The 15,383-nt window shown below is 59.9% G+C and carries 10 protein-coding genes; 4 read left to right on the top strand and 6 right to left on the bottom strand.

What is annotated here, in order from left to right; translation table 11 throughout:
* Positions 1 to 13: 13 nt before the first annotated feature.
* The 5 genes from TRL7639_RS03775 to TRL7639_RS03755 all read right to left on the bottom strand — a co-directional run bounded on the left by TRL7639_RS03775 (position 14) and on the right by TRL7639_RS03755 (position 6,437).
* A complete protein-coding gene (locus tag TRL7639_RS03775) occupies positions 14 to 1,573 on the bottom strand; it encodes a trimethylamine methyltransferase family protein (RefSeq protein ID WP_085794443.1) in 1,560 nt (519 codons plus the stop codon).
* A gap of 3 nt (positions 1,574 to 1,576) precedes the next feature.
* Entirely contained in the window at positions 1,577 to 3,979 is a 2,403-nt protein-coding gene (locus tag TRL7639_RS03770; protein ID WP_085794442.1) for a GcvT family protein, read from the bottom strand.
* 137 nt (positions 3,980 to 4,116) lie between these two features.
* Complete coding sequence (locus tag TRL7639_RS03765) at positions 4,117 to 4,746, bottom strand: glutathione S-transferase family protein (RefSeq protein WP_085794441.1); 630 nt, start codon at positions 4,744 to 4,746, stop codon at positions 4,117 to 4,119.
* A 76-nt stretch (positions 4,747 to 4,822) separates the two neighbouring features.
* On the bottom strand, positions 4,823 to 5,971 hold the full coding sequence (locus TRL7639_RS03760) for an acetate/propionate family kinase (protein ID WP_085794440.1): 1,149 nt from the start codon (positions 5,969 to 5,971) through the stop codon (positions 4,823 to 4,825).
* A gap of 10 nt (positions 5,972 to 5,981) precedes the next feature.
* Positions 5,982 to 6,437, bottom strand: a complete 456-nt coding sequence (locus TRL7639_RS03755) for a class I SAM-dependent methyltransferase (protein WP_235820337.1) — start codon at positions 6,435 to 6,437, stop codon at positions 5,982 to 5,984.
* A 271-nt stretch (positions 6,438 to 6,708) separates the two neighbouring features.
* Here TRL7639_RS03755 and TRL7639_RS03750 point away from each other — a divergent pair, with 271 nt between their 5' ends.
* The 4 genes from TRL7639_RS03750 to TRL7639_RS03735 are packed head-to-tail and all read left to right on the top strand — an operon-like array spanning position 6,709 to position 12,583.
* Positions 6,709 to 8,481, top strand: coding sequence for an ABC transporter ATP-binding protein (locus tag TRL7639_RS03750; protein ID WP_085794438.1), 1,773 nt, complete (start codon positions 6,709 to 6,711; stop codon positions 8,479 to 8,481).
* Positions 8,474 to 10,390 carry an ABC transporter substrate-binding protein gene (locus TRL7639_RS03745; protein WP_085794437.1) on the top strand — a complete coding sequence of 639 codons (1,917 nt, stop codon included), beginning with the start codon at positions 8,474 to 8,476 and terminating at the stop codon, positions 10,388 to 10,390. The genes TRL7639_RS03750 and TRL7639_RS03745 overlap by 8 nt, the downstream gene beginning before the upstream one ends.
* Before the next feature lie 13 nt (positions 10,391 to 10,403).
* Positions 10,404 to 11,432 carry an ABC transporter permease gene (locus TRL7639_RS03740; RefSeq protein WP_085794436.1) on the top strand — a complete coding sequence of 343 codons (1,029 nt, stop codon included), beginning with the start codon at positions 10,404 to 10,406 and terminating at the stop codon, positions 11,430 to 11,432.
* The gene (locus TRL7639_RS03735; RefSeq protein ID WP_085794435.1) at positions 11,429 to 12,583 is read left to right on the top strand and encodes an ABC transporter permease; all 1,155 of its coding nucleotides are present in this window, start codon (positions 11,429 to 11,431) and stop codon (positions 12,581 to 12,583) included. Before TRL7639_RS03740 ends, TRL7639_RS03735 begins: the two co-directional genes overlap by 4 nt.
* Positions 12,584 to 12,789: 206 nt before the next feature.
* Here TRL7639_RS03735 and TRL7639_RS03730 read toward each other — a convergent pair whose 3' ends face one another.
* Positions 12,790 to 15,153 carry a mechanosensitive ion channel family protein gene (locus tag TRL7639_RS03730; RefSeq protein ID WP_085794434.1) on the bottom strand — a complete coding sequence of 788 codons (2,364 nt, stop codon included), beginning with the start codon at positions 15,151 to 15,153 and terminating at the stop codon, positions 12,790 to 12,792.
* Positions 15,154 to 15,383: the final 230 nt, after the last annotated feature.

Below are 15,383 nucleotides of genomic sequence, written 5' to 3'. Positions count from 1 at the left end.
TTTGCGTCCTCTCTCAACTCTCCGGCGGCGCGCCGCCTTCTTCGGTACGACGTGCGATGAAGTCTTTCAGATTGCCAATGCGGACACCGTCCTGCTTCGGCGGCTGGAAGTTCGCCAAAATGTTCTGCCACACGCCGGTGGCACGGTTGTTGGCATCGACCGCCCCGCGCTCGGTCCAGGTGCCAAAATTGGCATAGTCGTGGACATGCGGTTCATAAAACGCGGTGTTGTAGCGTTCCATGGTCTGGCTGGTGGCAAAGAAATGCCCGCTGGGATCTACCTCGCGCAGCGCGGTGTCATAGCCGATCTCGGCCGTGCCCGCTTGCGCGCCCGCGCAAAGCTCGGCCACCATGTTGAGCACTTCGGCGTCACAGATCATCTTTTCAAAGGACACCGTCAAACCGCCCTCAAGCCAGCCTGCTGAATGGATCACCACCGTTGCCCCGGCCATCAAACAGCCCCAAAGGCCGAACTGATTTTCGTTTGCGGCTTGCACATCGTTAAGGTTCGATGCCGACCCGGCGGCAGACCGCCAAGGCAGCCCCAGATGCCGCGCCAGTTGTCCCGCGGCCAGCGAAGCTTGGAAATGCGACGGGGTCCCAAACGCGGGCGCGCCCGATTTCATGTCCACATTGCTGGTAAAGGTGCCATAGCAAACCGGCGCGCCGGGGTTGGTCAGCTGCGTCAGCACCAGTGCCGCCAGCACCTCGGCGTGGCTAAGCGTGATAGCCCCCGCCACGGTGATTGGCGCCATCGCCCCCATCAGAGTAAAGGGCGTGACGATGGAGACCTGACCATAGCGGGCAAAGTCGATCAGCCCTTGCGCCATAGGAATGTCCAGCGTGCGCGGGCTGTTGGTGTTGATGATGGTGTAGGAATGAGCGGCACCCCGGAACTCATCGTCCGACAATCCACGCGCGATCGACAGCATCTCGAAACAGTCCATCACCTGCGGTGTCCCGCGCGAGAAGAAGAACGGGAACTTGTCCGTCAGCTCCATCTGCGCCTGCGTGGTGAAGTAGTGGCGCAGATGGGTCGGCACGTCCTGCGGCTCGACTTGGGGCGAGATCATCTGGAAGACATCGAAGTGATGCGTCAGCTTGAGGAACTCCAGATAATCCTGACCCGAGGCCGGGCGGCGACCGCGCACCAGATCAGTGGCATTGGGCGCCCCTGCCCCGGGTTGAAATACCAGGCTGCCCAGCTCCAGCGTGAAATCCCGGTGCCGCGCGCCCGCTTGGCAGGCGATCGACTTAGGGGCCGTCGCCAGCGCCGCCTCGACCATGTCGCGGCCGATGTGGACCATCTCACTGTCTTCATCGACCCGCGCGCCGCCTTGGGCATAGATGCGCCGCGCCTCGGGCAACAGCACCTTCATCCCCAGGTCTTCGAGCATCCTGAGCGCGGTTTCATGCATGTCGGCGATCTGATCCGCCGGGAACACTTCCATCAGCGGAAAGGGGTTCTTCAGCTGGCGATAGTTCACGTCGCGGCTTGGCGTTGGCGCAGCCTCGGCCCGCCCGCGCCTGCGTCGCCCCCGAGTCTCGCCGCGTGTTTGGCTGTCAGTGGTCATGGATTATCCCCGCATCGCCTTGCCCTGAGGGTCGTAAGGAGAGGCTTCGATGACCTTGGCCTGACGCTCGACCCCTACGATGTGCACGCTCAGGTCGGTGCCCACGGCGGCCTGTTCGCGATCCACCAGCGCCATGGCCAGCGATTTACCGGTGTGGTGTCCGTATGCGCCCGACGTGACAAATCCCACGCGGTTGCCATCCGACCAGATCGGTTCATAGCCGCTGGCGTCCGCACCATCTGCTTCGATCTCCAGCGTGACCTGCACCTGCCCCGGGCCGTTGCCATCGCGCTCGGCCATCGCCGCCTCGCGCCCGACAAACTCTTTGTCCCAGTCGATCCAGCGGTCCATGCCCGTCATGCCCGGCGTATAGCCTTGGGTGAATTCTGCCGACCAGATGCCAAAGCTCTTTTCGATCCGGGTCGACAGCATGGCGTTGAAGCCCACCTCGCGGATGCCCAGATCCGCACCAGCCTCAAGCAGCATCCGGCGCAGGGCGATGTGGTCGCCATAGCGGCAGTTGAGCTCATACCCCTTCTCGCCCGTCACTGACATGCGTGCCACATGCGTGCGCACCAGCCCGATGTCGAACTGACCGCACCCCATGAATTTCAGCGCACCGATATCCTGTTCTGCCAGCTTCTCGACCACCTGCTGTGAATTCGGTCCGATGACCGCAAAGCCGCAAACCTCTTCGCCCAGATCACGCACCGTGACGCCATCATCCATGTGATCGTTGAACCAACGCATGTGCCAGGCGCGCAGATAATAGCTGCCCATGATCCAATAGCGGCTATCGCCCCAGTTCAGCACGGTCAGATCGCCCTTGAGCTTGCCGGTCTCGCTGAGCATCGGTGCCAGCTTGGCCCGACCAGGAGTTGGCAGCTTCGACGCCATGATCCGATCAAGCCAGGCAGTCGCGTTAGGACCCGACACCTCGAACCGCGAGAACCCTGTGATGTCGAGCAGGGCCACGTTTTCGCGGATCGCCTTGCACTCCTCGGCCACGATGTCGTGTGCATTCGAGCGTTTCAGGGTCGGTGTTTCCTCGAACCCCTCCGGCGCGAAATACAAAGGCACTTCAAGATCCCAGCTCACCCCCCATTTGCAGCCCACGGCTGTCATTGCGTCATGCGCGGGGGCCATTTTCAGCGGTCGCCCAGCGGGCAGCTGTTCGTTGGGATAGGTCATCACGAAGCGGCGGGAATAGAACTGCCCGGTGGTTTCGCGGATGTATCGTTTGTTCTGCGCAAAATCGCCGTACCGGGCGACGTCCATGCCATAGACATCCGCTTCTGGCTCGCCGTGGATCATCCATTCGGCCAGCGACTTGCCCACGCCGCCGCCTTGCAGGAACCCGGCCATGACCGCGCAGGCCGTCCAGTATCCACGCTTGCCCGGCACCGGACCGACCAGCGGGTTGCCATCAGGTGAGAAGGTGAACGCCCCGTTCACCCAAGTCTTGATGCCTGCATCGTTCAGGCAGGGATAACGCTGGAATCCCAGTGTCAGCTCGTTTTCGATCCGGCCCAGATCCTCTTGCTGCAGCTCGAACCCATATTCCCATGGCGCGCCGTCTTCCATCCAGTGGTCGTGGTCGATCTCATAGATGCCGACCAACATGCCCTTCTGGTCCTGCCTCATATAGGTGAACCCTTCGAGGTCGACGGTCATCGGCAGCTCAAAGTCCAACGCTGCAACCTCTGGGATCGCATCGGTGATCAGATAGTGGTGGTTGAGCGGCGAGACCGGAAGTTCTACGCCCGCCATACGCCCCACCTGCTTGGCCCACAAACCGGCAGCGTTCACCACATGCTCGCACTGAATGGTGCCTTTTTCGGTCACAACTTCCCAGCCGTCGGCGGTCTGGTTCAGTTCCAGCACACGGTTGTTTTCAACTACGGTCGCGCCGCGTTTCTTGGCCGCGCCCGCATAGGCCTGTACCGTGCCAGTGGTGTCGATATAGCCCTCGCGGTCGGCCCACATTCCACCCAGCAGACCATCGGTGGACATCACCGGGTTCAACTCGCGCGCCTCTTCGGGGGTGACAAGGCGGCAATCTTCGATGCCGATGGACTGGAAAACGCGATATGCTGACTGCAACCATTCCCAACGATCCGGGGTTCCGGCCATCGTCAGGCCACCGGTCATGTGCAGGCCGATGTTCTGCCCGCTCTCGCGCTCAATCTCGGGCAGCAGGTCGATGGTATAGGCCTGCAAAGCCGCGATGTTGGGATCGGCGTTCAGCGCATGGATACCACCAGCCGCATGCCAGCTGGACCCGGCGGTCAGCACCTTGCGTTCGATCAGGCACACGTCCGTCCAGCCGTATTTGGCCAGATGATACAGAACCGAGGCACCAACAACGCCGCCCCCAATGACAACCACGCGATAATTCGACTTCATCGGACCCTCCCTTACCTGATGTCAAAGCGACGCTATTGCGATTGTTCACACCTGTCTAGACATTTCTGTACAATACCATCGGAGCAAAAAAGAAGCCGACATCGCGTCGGCCTCATGCCCTGTGAATTGTCGCGAGTTCAAAGCCGCGCGCTTGGCCGGGATTTGATCGCCTCGTACCAGTCCAGGGCGGCGGAGTGGCTTTCCGGGATGCGTTTTTTCACCACCCGTGCGAAATCGACGAACACAAAGGTCGAGATGTCGGCCAATGTGAAATGATCGCACGCAATATAGCGGCTGTCCTGCAGGCGTTCTTCGAGCACGTCAAAGAATTGCTCGATCCGTGCCAGTCCACGCTCGGCCAATTCAGGGATCTGTGCATGATTTGCAGGCCCGGGAATGGCGCGGTCCTTGAATGCCGGGTGCGTGTTGCGCAGTGCCTCGGCCACGGGCATGCCGCCCTGTTGCTCGGCGATGGAATTCCACATCAACACCAGCCCCTTCTCATCCGGGGTGCGCCCCATCAGCGGCGGCTCGGGCGTATGTGCCTCAAGGTACGCAGCAATGCCCAGGTTTTCGGTCAACACCGTGCCTTCGTCGGTGACAAGCACCGGGATCGTTGCGCGCGGGTTCACGGCCTTGAATTCCGGTTGCAACTGCTCGCCTTTCGCGATCGAGATATCGCGGGTTTCGATTGTCAGCCCCTTTTCGGCAATGAACATCCGTGCGCGGCGGGGATTGGGGGCGGTAGAGCAATCATAAAACAGCATGGGCGGCCTTTCCTGTCGGGTTCCGTGCAACGATGGCAACCTCAAGCCGCCACGCATAGCCCCCCGGAAAATAACCTTACGGCATCAGGCGCCCCGCCAGGGCACGGGCGATCACGCGTTCTTCGTCCGTGGGGATCACCAAAACGGGAACATCCCCGTCCGAGATCACCTGTTCGTTCGCCTCGTTGGCTGCACCATCCAGCGACAGGCCCATGAAGGCCAGACCATCTAGAACGCGCGCGCGAATTTCGGCGGAGTTTTCGCCAATTCCGCCACAGAAGACCACCGCGTTCAGCCCGCCCATGATGGCCACCATCGCGCCCAGCTCTCGTTTGATGCGGAAGACGTAGTAATCAATGGCCTCTGCCGCCCGAGGGTCATCGCTCGCCAGCAAGGTGCGCATGTCGTGGCTGATCTCACTCAGCCCTAACAGGCCGCTTTTCTTGTACAGGATGTGGGTGATCGCCTCGGCGCTGTGACCCTGTTCCATCAGATAAAGAAGAACGCCCGGATCAAGCTGCCCGCACCGCGTGCCCATGGGCAAACCATCAAGCGCCGAGAAGCCCATGGTCGAGCCAATGCTCTTGCCGTTTTTGACCGCACACATCGACGCACCATTGCCCAGATGCGCAATCACCACCCGCCCCCGGGCAAGGATCGGATGTTCGCGTTTCAAGGCGTCGGTGACGTAGTCATAGGACAGCCCGTGGAACCCGTACCGTCGCACACCCTTTTCATAGAACCGACGGGGGATCGCAAAGGCGTCATTCACAAAGGGATGCCCTTGGTGAAAGGACGTGTCGAAACAACCGATTTGAACCGCCGCGGGGAACGCCGCCTGCGCCGCGCGCACCGCAGCCAGGTTGTGCGGCTGGTGCAAGGGCGCCAGCGGCACCAAAGTCTCGAGCTGTGCCATCACCTGCTCGGTCAGCTCTACTGGTCCGGTGAACGTCTTGCCACCGTGCACGATGCGATGCCCGACCCCTGTCACCTCGTGATCCTGCAGCGCAGGTTGGATGGCCTGCAAAATGGCCTGCACTGCGGTGGAATGGTCGGCGGGCCCGATCTCGATCGTCTGTTTTTCAGGATGATCCAGAACCATTTGCGCCACAGGGCCAAGGTTCTCGACCTGCCCCAACAGCAGCAACTCGGGTTCGGGCGCGACCAGGTAGACCCCGAACTTGATCGAGGAACTGCCAGCGTTCAGCGTCAGAAGCCCGGCCATGTCAGCCCCCTCAGCGGCGATATACGAAACAGCGCCCCTCGACCGCACCGAGTGGCAGCGGCAGTTCAGTCAGGGTTTCGAAATACATCCGATCGCTTGATACCATCAGCCCGCCCGGGGCCAACAGCGGCTCTATCAACGGAGAGACAAAGCGGGCGAATACATCGTTCTTTTCGCGGTTGTGCCCCCCCAGATCCGCGTGGATCAGACTGGCCGCGGCCCCGAAACGTTCGACCGAGGCGGGTAGAGTTTCACGTACATCGCCCAGGATTAACATCTCATCCGGAGGCGTCGAATCCGGGTGCGAGGCGACGGCGCGTTCGAACACATAGGTGTCGCGCCCTTTGATGTGGGTTTTCATGTGGTGGTAGGTGCGCCCATTGCCCAATCCAAGCTCGAAAACCGGGCCGGTCATGTCGGCGGTTTCCGAGATCGCGAAATCCAGGCAGGCACGCTGCGACACCATTCTATCGATGAACAAATCTAGGCGGCTTACATCTTTGGTCACGCAGGTCACTCCTTTGACACAAACGGCCCGTATGACCGCAACTTGCCCTCTCATGCCAAATCCGGGTGGGGTTGTGTAGGCACAGTTGTCGAAATTCTCCCTTTTTCGTGACGTTTAGTCACAAATTCGGGTTTGACTAGAGGGGGGTGCGCGCGCGAAAGTGACGCAGAATGACCAGGGGGATCGAAAGACTTATGTTGAGTACCGGCCAGTCGGGTGGACAGCCTGAATGACCCCTTTGTTGTCTGTTGAAAATCTGAGCATCGGATTCGGGTCTGGCGACGCGGTTGTCAAAGACGTGAACTTTGAGGTGATGCCCGGCGAAACCTTGGCTTTGGTTGGCGAATCCGGATCAGGTAAAACCGTGACCTGCCGCGCGGTGTTGCGCATCCTGCCAAGGGCCGCGCAAATTCGGTCGGGTCGGATCACGCTGAACACGGAAAAAGGGCCCCTAACCCTGTCCGAGATGTCCGAGCGCAAGATGCGTGATGTACGCGGCGATCAAGTCTCGATGATCTTTCAGGAACCGATGCGCTCGTTGTCGCCGCTGCATCGGATCGGCAATCAGGTGAGCGAAGTTCTATGGCTGCACCGTGGCGCGTCCGAAAAAGAGGCCAAGCGTCAGGTTCTGCAGACATTCGAGAGGGTGGGCTTTCCTGACCCCGAACGCGCCTATCGGTCTTATCCGTTCGAGATGTCGGGCGGCATGCGCCAGCGGGCGATGATTGCGATGGCGATGGTGTCGAAACCCGATCTGCTGATCGCGGACGAGCCGACCACCGCCCTGGACGTGACCACACAGGCGCAGGTACTGGGCCTGATCAAGGAGCTGCAACAGGAAACCGGCATGGCGCTGATCCTGGTGACCCATGATCTGGGTGTGGTGGCGAACATGGCCGAAAAGGTCGTGGTCATGCACAAAGGCCGCGTGATGGAGGCAGGCGACGCCGAACCCCTGCTGAAATCCCCTGCCCACCCCTATACGCAGCAGCTGTTCAACGCGGCACCGGCCATCCCGGCCGAGGCGCGCCCTGCTCCGCCCCTGCCTGACAAGGATCTGATCCTCGAGATGAACAACGTCAACAAGACGTTCACCATGCGCTCAGGCTCGGCCTGGAAGCCGGATGTTCTGGTTCACGCCTGCCGGGGTGTCGACCTGAAACTGCCGCGCAGCAAGACGCTGGCCATCGTGGGCGAAAGTGGCTCGGGCAAGACCACGGCGGCCCGCATTGCCCTTGGGGCTGAACAGCCCGATGAGGGCAGCGAAGTTCTGTTCCGCGCAAAACCCGGCGCCGATCCTGTCACTGTTCACAAGATGTCCCGCGCCACCCGCACCGCGTTCCAACGCGACGCGCAGATGGTGTTTCAAGACCCCTACAGCTCGCTCAGCCCGCGCATGCGGGTGCAGGATGCGATGACCGAGCCGCTGGAAATCCACAAAATCGGCACCAAGTCCGAACAGCGCGACAAGGCGGCCCAGATGCTGCAGCGCGTAGGACTGAACGCGGACATGTTGAAACGCTATCCGCATGCGTTCTCGGGCGGTCAACGCCAACGCCTGTCGGTGGCTCGTGCCATGATGCTGGACCCGTCGTTGATTGTCTGCGACGAGCCGACCTCGGCCCTTGATGTTTCTGTTCAGGAACAGATCCTGACCTTGCTGGAAGAGCTGCAAGAGGGACTGGGCCTCAGCTATCTCTTCATCTCACACGATCTGGCCGTTGTGGCCCGCATCGCAGATGAGGTCGCCGTGATGCGTCAGGGTCTGATCGTCGAACAGGCGCCCCCTGATACTTTGTTCTATAATCCCCAACATCCTTACACCAAAGCTTTGATCGCGGCTCAACCCGAGCCGGATATCGAACGCCCCATCAACCTCAAACTGGTCGCCCAAGGCGCCGGCTCTCCTGAAAAATGGGCCGAAGCCTTCCGTTTCACAGACACCATGGTACCTTCATTGGTAGAGCTGGAACCCGGCCATAAGGTACGCTGTCATGTTTGAACCAAACCGCCGCTCTCTGTTTCTTGCCGCATCGCTGGTGATCGCCAGCCTGATGCCCGCCGGAGCGAACCCGATCCCGCCGCTGCAGGAAAGCACTTTCTGGCAGGCCGAAGTTGAAGCCGGCGACCTGCCCCCGGTCAACGAACGCATCCCGGACGAGCCGATCATTGTCGATCTCGAGGCCAAAGGCCGCGAGTTCGGCCTGCAAGGCGGCACGCTGTCGACCATGGTGACCCGGTCCAAAGATATTCGGCAGATGGTCGTGTACGGCTATGCCCGTCTGGTCGGCTACAACGAAAATTACGAGCTGGTGCCAGACCTGCTGGCGTCCTTTGAGAATGAAAACAACCGCAAGTTCACCTTGCGCCTGCGACCGGGTCACAAATGGTCGGATGGCGCGCCGTTCACCTCGGACGATTTCAGATACTGGTGGGAAGACGTCGCCAACAACCCGCTGCTCAGCCCCGCCGGCCCGCTTGATTTCCTGCGTATCGAGGGTGAGTTGCCCAAGGTCTCGTTCCCCGACGAGTTGACCGTTGTGTATGAATGGGAGCATCCCAACCCCAACTTCCTGCAATCGCTCGCTCAGGCGCGCCCGCCGTTCATCTACCGCCCGGCGCATTTCCTGAAGGACTACCACGGCGATTTCGCCGAACCCGAGCAACTGGCGGTCAAAGTCGAAGAGGCCCGTGTCAAAAGCTGGGCCGCGCTGCACAACAAGCGCGACAACATGTACAAGTTCGACAATTCCGAACTGCCCACCTTGCAACCTTGGATCAACGCCAGCGCCGGCAAGAAGATCCGCCACAACTTTGTCCGCAACCCCTATTACCACCGCATCGACAGCAACGGCGTGCAACTGCCCTATATCGACATCGTTGAAATGGAGATCGTGGCCCCCGGTCTGGTCGCCGCCAAATCCAACGCGGGCGAGGTTGACCTGCAGGGGCGCGGGCTGGACTTTCGCGACACGTCGATCCTGAAAAAGGGCGAAGCTGACGGGAATTACAAGACCAACCTGTGGCAAACCGGCGTGGCCTCGCAGATCGCGATCTATCCCAACCTGAACTACGCCGATCCGGTCTGGCGTGAAATCATGCGTGATGTGCGCGTGCGTCGGGCGCTGTCACTTGGCATCGACCGCAAAACCATCAATCAGGCGCTCTATTTCAAGCTGGCCAAGCCCGGGTCGATGACCGTGCTGCCCGCCTCGCCGTTCTTCAAACAGGAACGCCGCGATGCCTGGGCTGCGTTTGACCCCGAAACCGCCAATGCTCTGCTGGATGAGGCCGGATTGAACAAACGCGATGGCAACGGCATCCGAATGCTGCCAGATGGCCGCCCCATGGAGATCGTGATTGAGACCGCAGGTGAGCGGCAAGAGGTTGAAAACGCGTTGCAGATCGTGACCGATACCTGGCGCGAGATCGGCGTCAAACTGGTCATGCGCCCGCTGGATCGCGATATCCTGCGCAACCGGGTTTATGCCGGCAGCACCATGGCCTCGGTCTGGTTTGGCTGGGACAATGGTATCCCGCAGACCTATACCTCGCCCGATTATCTCGCGCCCCGCCATCAGGAGTTCTTGGCCTGGCCCAAATGGGGTCAGCATTACCAAACCAACGGTGACGTCGGCGAAGCGCCCGACATGCCCGAGGCGCAGCGCCTGATGGAGTTGGCCTTGAATTGGGACCGCGCCGATACAGATGAACAACGCGCAGCCGCCTGGAGCGAGATGCTGGATATCCACTCGGAACAGCTCTATGGCATTGGCATTCTGGCCGAAGCCCCGCAACCCATCGTCGTGTCGAACCGGATGCGCAATGTGCCCAAGAAGGGCCTTTGGGCCTGGGACCCTGGTGCACATTTCGGCGTTCACCGCCCCGATGAATTTTTCATGGCCGAGTGACGGGACAAGCTGAATGAGCATCCTGCGCTACGCAATTTATCGCTTTGGCACCATGCTGCTGACCCTGCTGGTGGTGTCGGTGCTGGTGTTCGTGATCATCAACCTGCCCCCCGGTGATTACCTGTCGAACCAGATCGCCGAGCTCAAGGCCTCGGGCCAATCCGCGGGCGTCGCCAAGGCCGAATTCCTGCGCAAGGAATACGCTTTGGACCGCGCTCTGTGGGAGCAATACATGATCTGGATGGGCTTCATGCCCGGCCCGCATGGCTTCTCTGGCCTGATCCAGGGCAACTTTGGCTGGTCGTTCGAATTCGACCGTCCCGTGCGCGAGATCGTCGGTGACAGCCTGTGGCTGACGGTTCTGGTCAACATGGCCGCCATCGTGTTCGTCTATGCCTTGGCCCTGCCCCTGGGTGTGATCGCCGCCGCCAAGTCGCGCACATGGATCGACTATACCTCAGCCTTTGTCGGCTATCTGGGTCTGGCCACGCCGAACTTCCTGCTGGCGTTGATCCTGTATTATTACGGTCGCAAGTACCTGAACATTCCCATCGGTGGCTTGATGGATCCCTCGTTCGAAGGGCAGCCGCTGAATTGGGAGAAAATCAAGTCGATCATGGTTCACCTGATCGTGCCCACCATCGTGATCGGCACAGCTGGTGCATCGGCCATGATGCAACGCCTGCGTGCCAATATGCTCGACGAGTTGGGAAAACCCTACGTGGAAACGGCGATTGCCAAAGGCATGGCCCCCAGCCGGATGCTGACAAAGTACCCGCTGCGCGTGGCCTTCAACCCCTTTGTGGCCGACATCGGAAACCTGCTGCCCTCGATGGTTTCGGGTTCGGTTCTGGTCTCGGTTGTGATGGGTCTGCAAACCATTGGTCCGGCCCTGCTGACTGCGCTCAAGACACAGGATCAATTCCTTTCAGCATTCATCCTGATGTTTGTGGCCTTGCTTACGCTCATAGGCACCATGATATCAGACATCCTGCTGGTCATGCTTGACCCGCGCATCAGGTACGAGGGGCGCGAGTCATGACCAAACTTCCAGACGGGCGCTACGTCGACGACGCGCCATACGACCCGCAGGTTTCGATCCAACAGCTGGAACGCCGCGATCTGGACGCGCCCAATTGGGTGCTTATCTGGCGCAAGTTCAAGACCCACAAGCTGGGCTTGATCTCGGGCATCTTTCTGCTGTTTTGCTATTTGATGCTGCCCTTTGCCGGTTTCATCGCGCCCTATGGAGCGAATGAGCGGAACTCGGATCACCTTTATGCTCCGCCACAGGCCGTGCATTGGGTGCACGAGGGCGAATTCCTGGGTCCCTTTGTCTACCCCATCACGGCAGAGGCAGACCTGGAAACGTTCCAGTGGGTGTTCAAGCCAGACACCACGACGCCGGTACCGCTCGAGTTCTTTTGCGAAGGCGCCGAGTACAGCTTGGCCGGTTTCATCCCCAGCGACACGCATCTGTTCTGCGCCCCTGACGGGGCCACATTGTTCCTGTGGGGATCCGACCGTTTGGGACGCGATGTGTTCAGCCGCATCCTTTATGGCGCGCAACTCTCGCTCACCGTTGGCCTGATCGGCATATCTGTGTCCTTCTTTCTGGGCATCCTGCTTGGCTCGATTGCGGGCTACTTTGGCGGTCGCATCGACTGGGTCATCAATCGCGTGATCGAGATCCTGCGATCCCTGCCCGAACTGCCGCTTTGGCTGGCTTTGTCGGCGGCCGTGCCGTCGAACTGGGGGCCGGTGGCCGTCTTCTTCATCATCTCGATCATCCTCGGCATCCTGGACTGGCCGGGCCTCGCCCGTGCGGTCCGCGCTAAGTTCCTGTCGTTGCGTGAAGAGGAATACGTACGCGCAGCGGAAATGATGGGTGCAAGCTCGGGTCGGGTGATCCGCAAGCACCTGCTGCCCAACTTCATGAGCCACCTGATCGCCAGCGCCACGCTGTCGATTCCGGCGATGATCCTGGGTGAAACGGCACTCAGCTTCCTGGGTTTGGGCTTGCGGGCACCGGCGGTCAGCTGGGGCGTGATGCTGAACGATGCGCAAAACCTGGCCTCAATCGAGATCTATCCATGGACCGCTATCCCGATGATCCCGATCATCATCGTGGTGCTGGCGTTCAACTTCCTGGGTGATGGTCTGCGCGACAGCCTCGATCCCTATCAGCAATAGGCGGGGATGAGGGCTCTGCCCCCGTCGCTGCGCATCTCTCTCGGGTTGTTTCTGACAAGCGAACGAGGACGGCTTACCCCGGCGCGGATGGTGCGCTCCATCCGCCAGGCAACGCAACCGCGCCGAGCCGGAGGCGAGGCGCCGGGCCCAACCCCGAGGTGTCTTTCGTCAGAAAGGCGCCGAGGGGGCGGGAGCGCCCCCGAGCTTTAATCCCGATCGCCGCCACCCGGGCCGATATCGTCAAGGTAATCCTCGTCGATGGCCGCTTGAACGGCGCCTGTCACGGCCTCGCGCTGTTTGGGGGTCAGATCGCCCGCTTCTTTCTCGTCCGCCAGACGCACCGTGACCTCGCGGTGCGCAAACTTGACGCCTTCGCGGGCGAACAGTTCGCGAATGTCTTGATACACACGCTTGCGCACCAGCCACTGATCGCCCGGTTTGGTCATGAACTTGACCCGGATGATCATCGCGGAATCCTGCATTTCGATCACGCCCTGCGATTTGAGCGGCTGGATGAAGTTGTCGCCAATCACCGGATCGGTCAGCAGTTCTTTCCCGAGGTTCTTGATCAGTTTGCGCACCTTTTCCACGTCTGTGTCATAGGTCACCCGCAGGGGCAGCTTCATGATCACCCAGTCACGCGAGTAGTTCGTGAGAACCTTGATCTCGCCAAAGGGAATGGTGTTGAGCGCACCCAGATGGTGGCGCAACTGGAATGACCGGACCGAGATCTTTTCGACCGTGCCCTTCACATCGCCAATGTCGATGTATTCCCCCTTGCGGAACGCGTCGTCCAGCAAGAAAAACGCGCCCGAGAAGATGTCCCGCACCAACGTTTGCGAGCCGAAACCCACCGCCAGACCAACAACACCGGCACCCGCAAACAGCGGGCTCACGTTGATGCCGATTTCCAGCAGCACAATCAGAACGATCGACACGACAACAACGGCCAGGATCGCGCCCCGGAACAGGGGCAACAGGGTCGCCAAGCGGCTGGCGGATGAACCGCCGCCCTCGTCGCCCAGTTCGCCTTCTTCCATGTCTCCGCCCTCTTCGGCGATCTTGCTGTCGATCCAGATACGGAAAAAGTGGAAGACGACGTAGCCGATGAACAGGATCATCATCACGTCCAGGAACCGTTCCATCGGCAGATCCTGAGTCCAATCTGCATCCGGGTTCCAGATCACCAGAAGTGCATAGGCCCCAACGACAAAGGCCAGAATTCCTGCAACCCGGCGTGCCAGATCCTCATAGGTCGAAATCGAATGCGCCAATTCTATCGGCGGCGCAACTTGGGGCTCTTCGCTCGCTTCAGCCTCGGCCAGCTCAGCGTTGATCTCCTGCACCTTGCGCGAACGATCAAAGTAACGCTCAAGCAAGTAGTTCATCGCGCCATAGGCCACGACCACGGACATGAAGATGCCATAGGTTCCAGCAATCAGCGGGATCGGCACAGGGTTCTCAAGAACCAGATCCAGCGCCAGTTCGAACCAGCTGAAGGCAATGTAAAGGATCAGGACCGGAGCCCAGGCGATTGAGATCGCCCAGAGGATCCACGAGACCTGCTCTTTGCTGCGACCTGCGCGGATAGCTTCGGTAATCGCACGCGCATTGAACAGGATCATAAGCACGTTGAACGCCGCCCCAGCAGCCGTCAGCACGCCATAGACCATGGCATAGACGTTGTAGTTCAAGCCAAAGTCCGCCACCCACGTGGCAAAAAGAACCGTCGAAATGTCATAGGTCGCCAACACCGACGCCCAGATGTAGAGCCGTTTTGCATCTCTGTCCGAAAACGGCGGAATGCGGTACTGGCTCAGAAATGGCGACAAGACCATCCGCCACAGATCGGACACCGTGCGCGACAGGAAATAGGCCGTAAAGATCGCCGTGACGGTGAATTGGATCGAGATGTCCTCGGATTCGCCAAAAATCAGCAACCCGATGATTGTGGCAAAGAGCATGGCAAACAATGTGCCGCCGATGCCCATGACAAAACGGAATACCAAGAACGGCATCTTGTCCCGATAACCAACCGGGTTTTCCTTGATCCGAGACACCACGTATTTGCGCGCGACACGCTTGCCGTAGATTTCGACTGAAAGCCATCGACCAATCAGAAGAAGGCCAATGTTAATGGCCAGCACCCACAAATAGGTGCTGATCTGACCATCCGGGCTGGTTTGGCGCAAGATATATTGGACCTCGAAAATCGAATACGGCAAAGCTGCCAACCTTGATTCCAAGGCTTTTCGGAACTCGGCCCACTGCGATTGCGCCTGCATCAATTGCGAGGCCTCTCCCATCGGGTCGGCCTTGTCAGGTTCACCGCTTGATCCCGATGTTTGACCTGTCGTGGCAAGGTTACCCGAACTGTCGATGACGATCACGCTGGCGCCCGCCTCGGTCGCCTCGCGGATTGCATTTGCCAGTTCGCTGTCCGCCGCAGTTTCACTGCTGCTGGAACCGGACGCGCCAGAGTAGAGTGACAGTTGCGCCTGCGCGGCCGTCGTGGACACCGCAATGGTCAGCGCCAGCATTGCGAGAATGCGAAGGACAATGGTCAGCATGGAGGTCTTTCTTTGGTTAACTGAACCTGGCAGGGAACCTATCTGACGGGTGCATGTTATTCAAATGACTTGGTGACACGATAATGACATGGACAGAAACACTCCTTGAACCGATGCAACTGCCCTTTCCTTTGGCAAAATCCTGTTTCCAATCCTGATCAGGTCAAATACTAGGACAGAACGAAGGATTGGACAGGTTTTGGAAGCAAGCCACGTCTGCACGCAGAAAA

The organism is Falsiruegeria litorea R37, from assembly GCF_900172225.1.
In the GTDB taxonomy this organism is placed as follows: domain Bacteria; phylum Pseudomonadota; class Alphaproteobacteria; order Rhodobacterales; family Rhodobacteraceae; genus Falsiruegeria; species Falsiruegeria litorea.
Note: the sequence above shows the minus strand (reverse complement) of the source record. Positions and strands in the feature narration are given on the sequence as shown.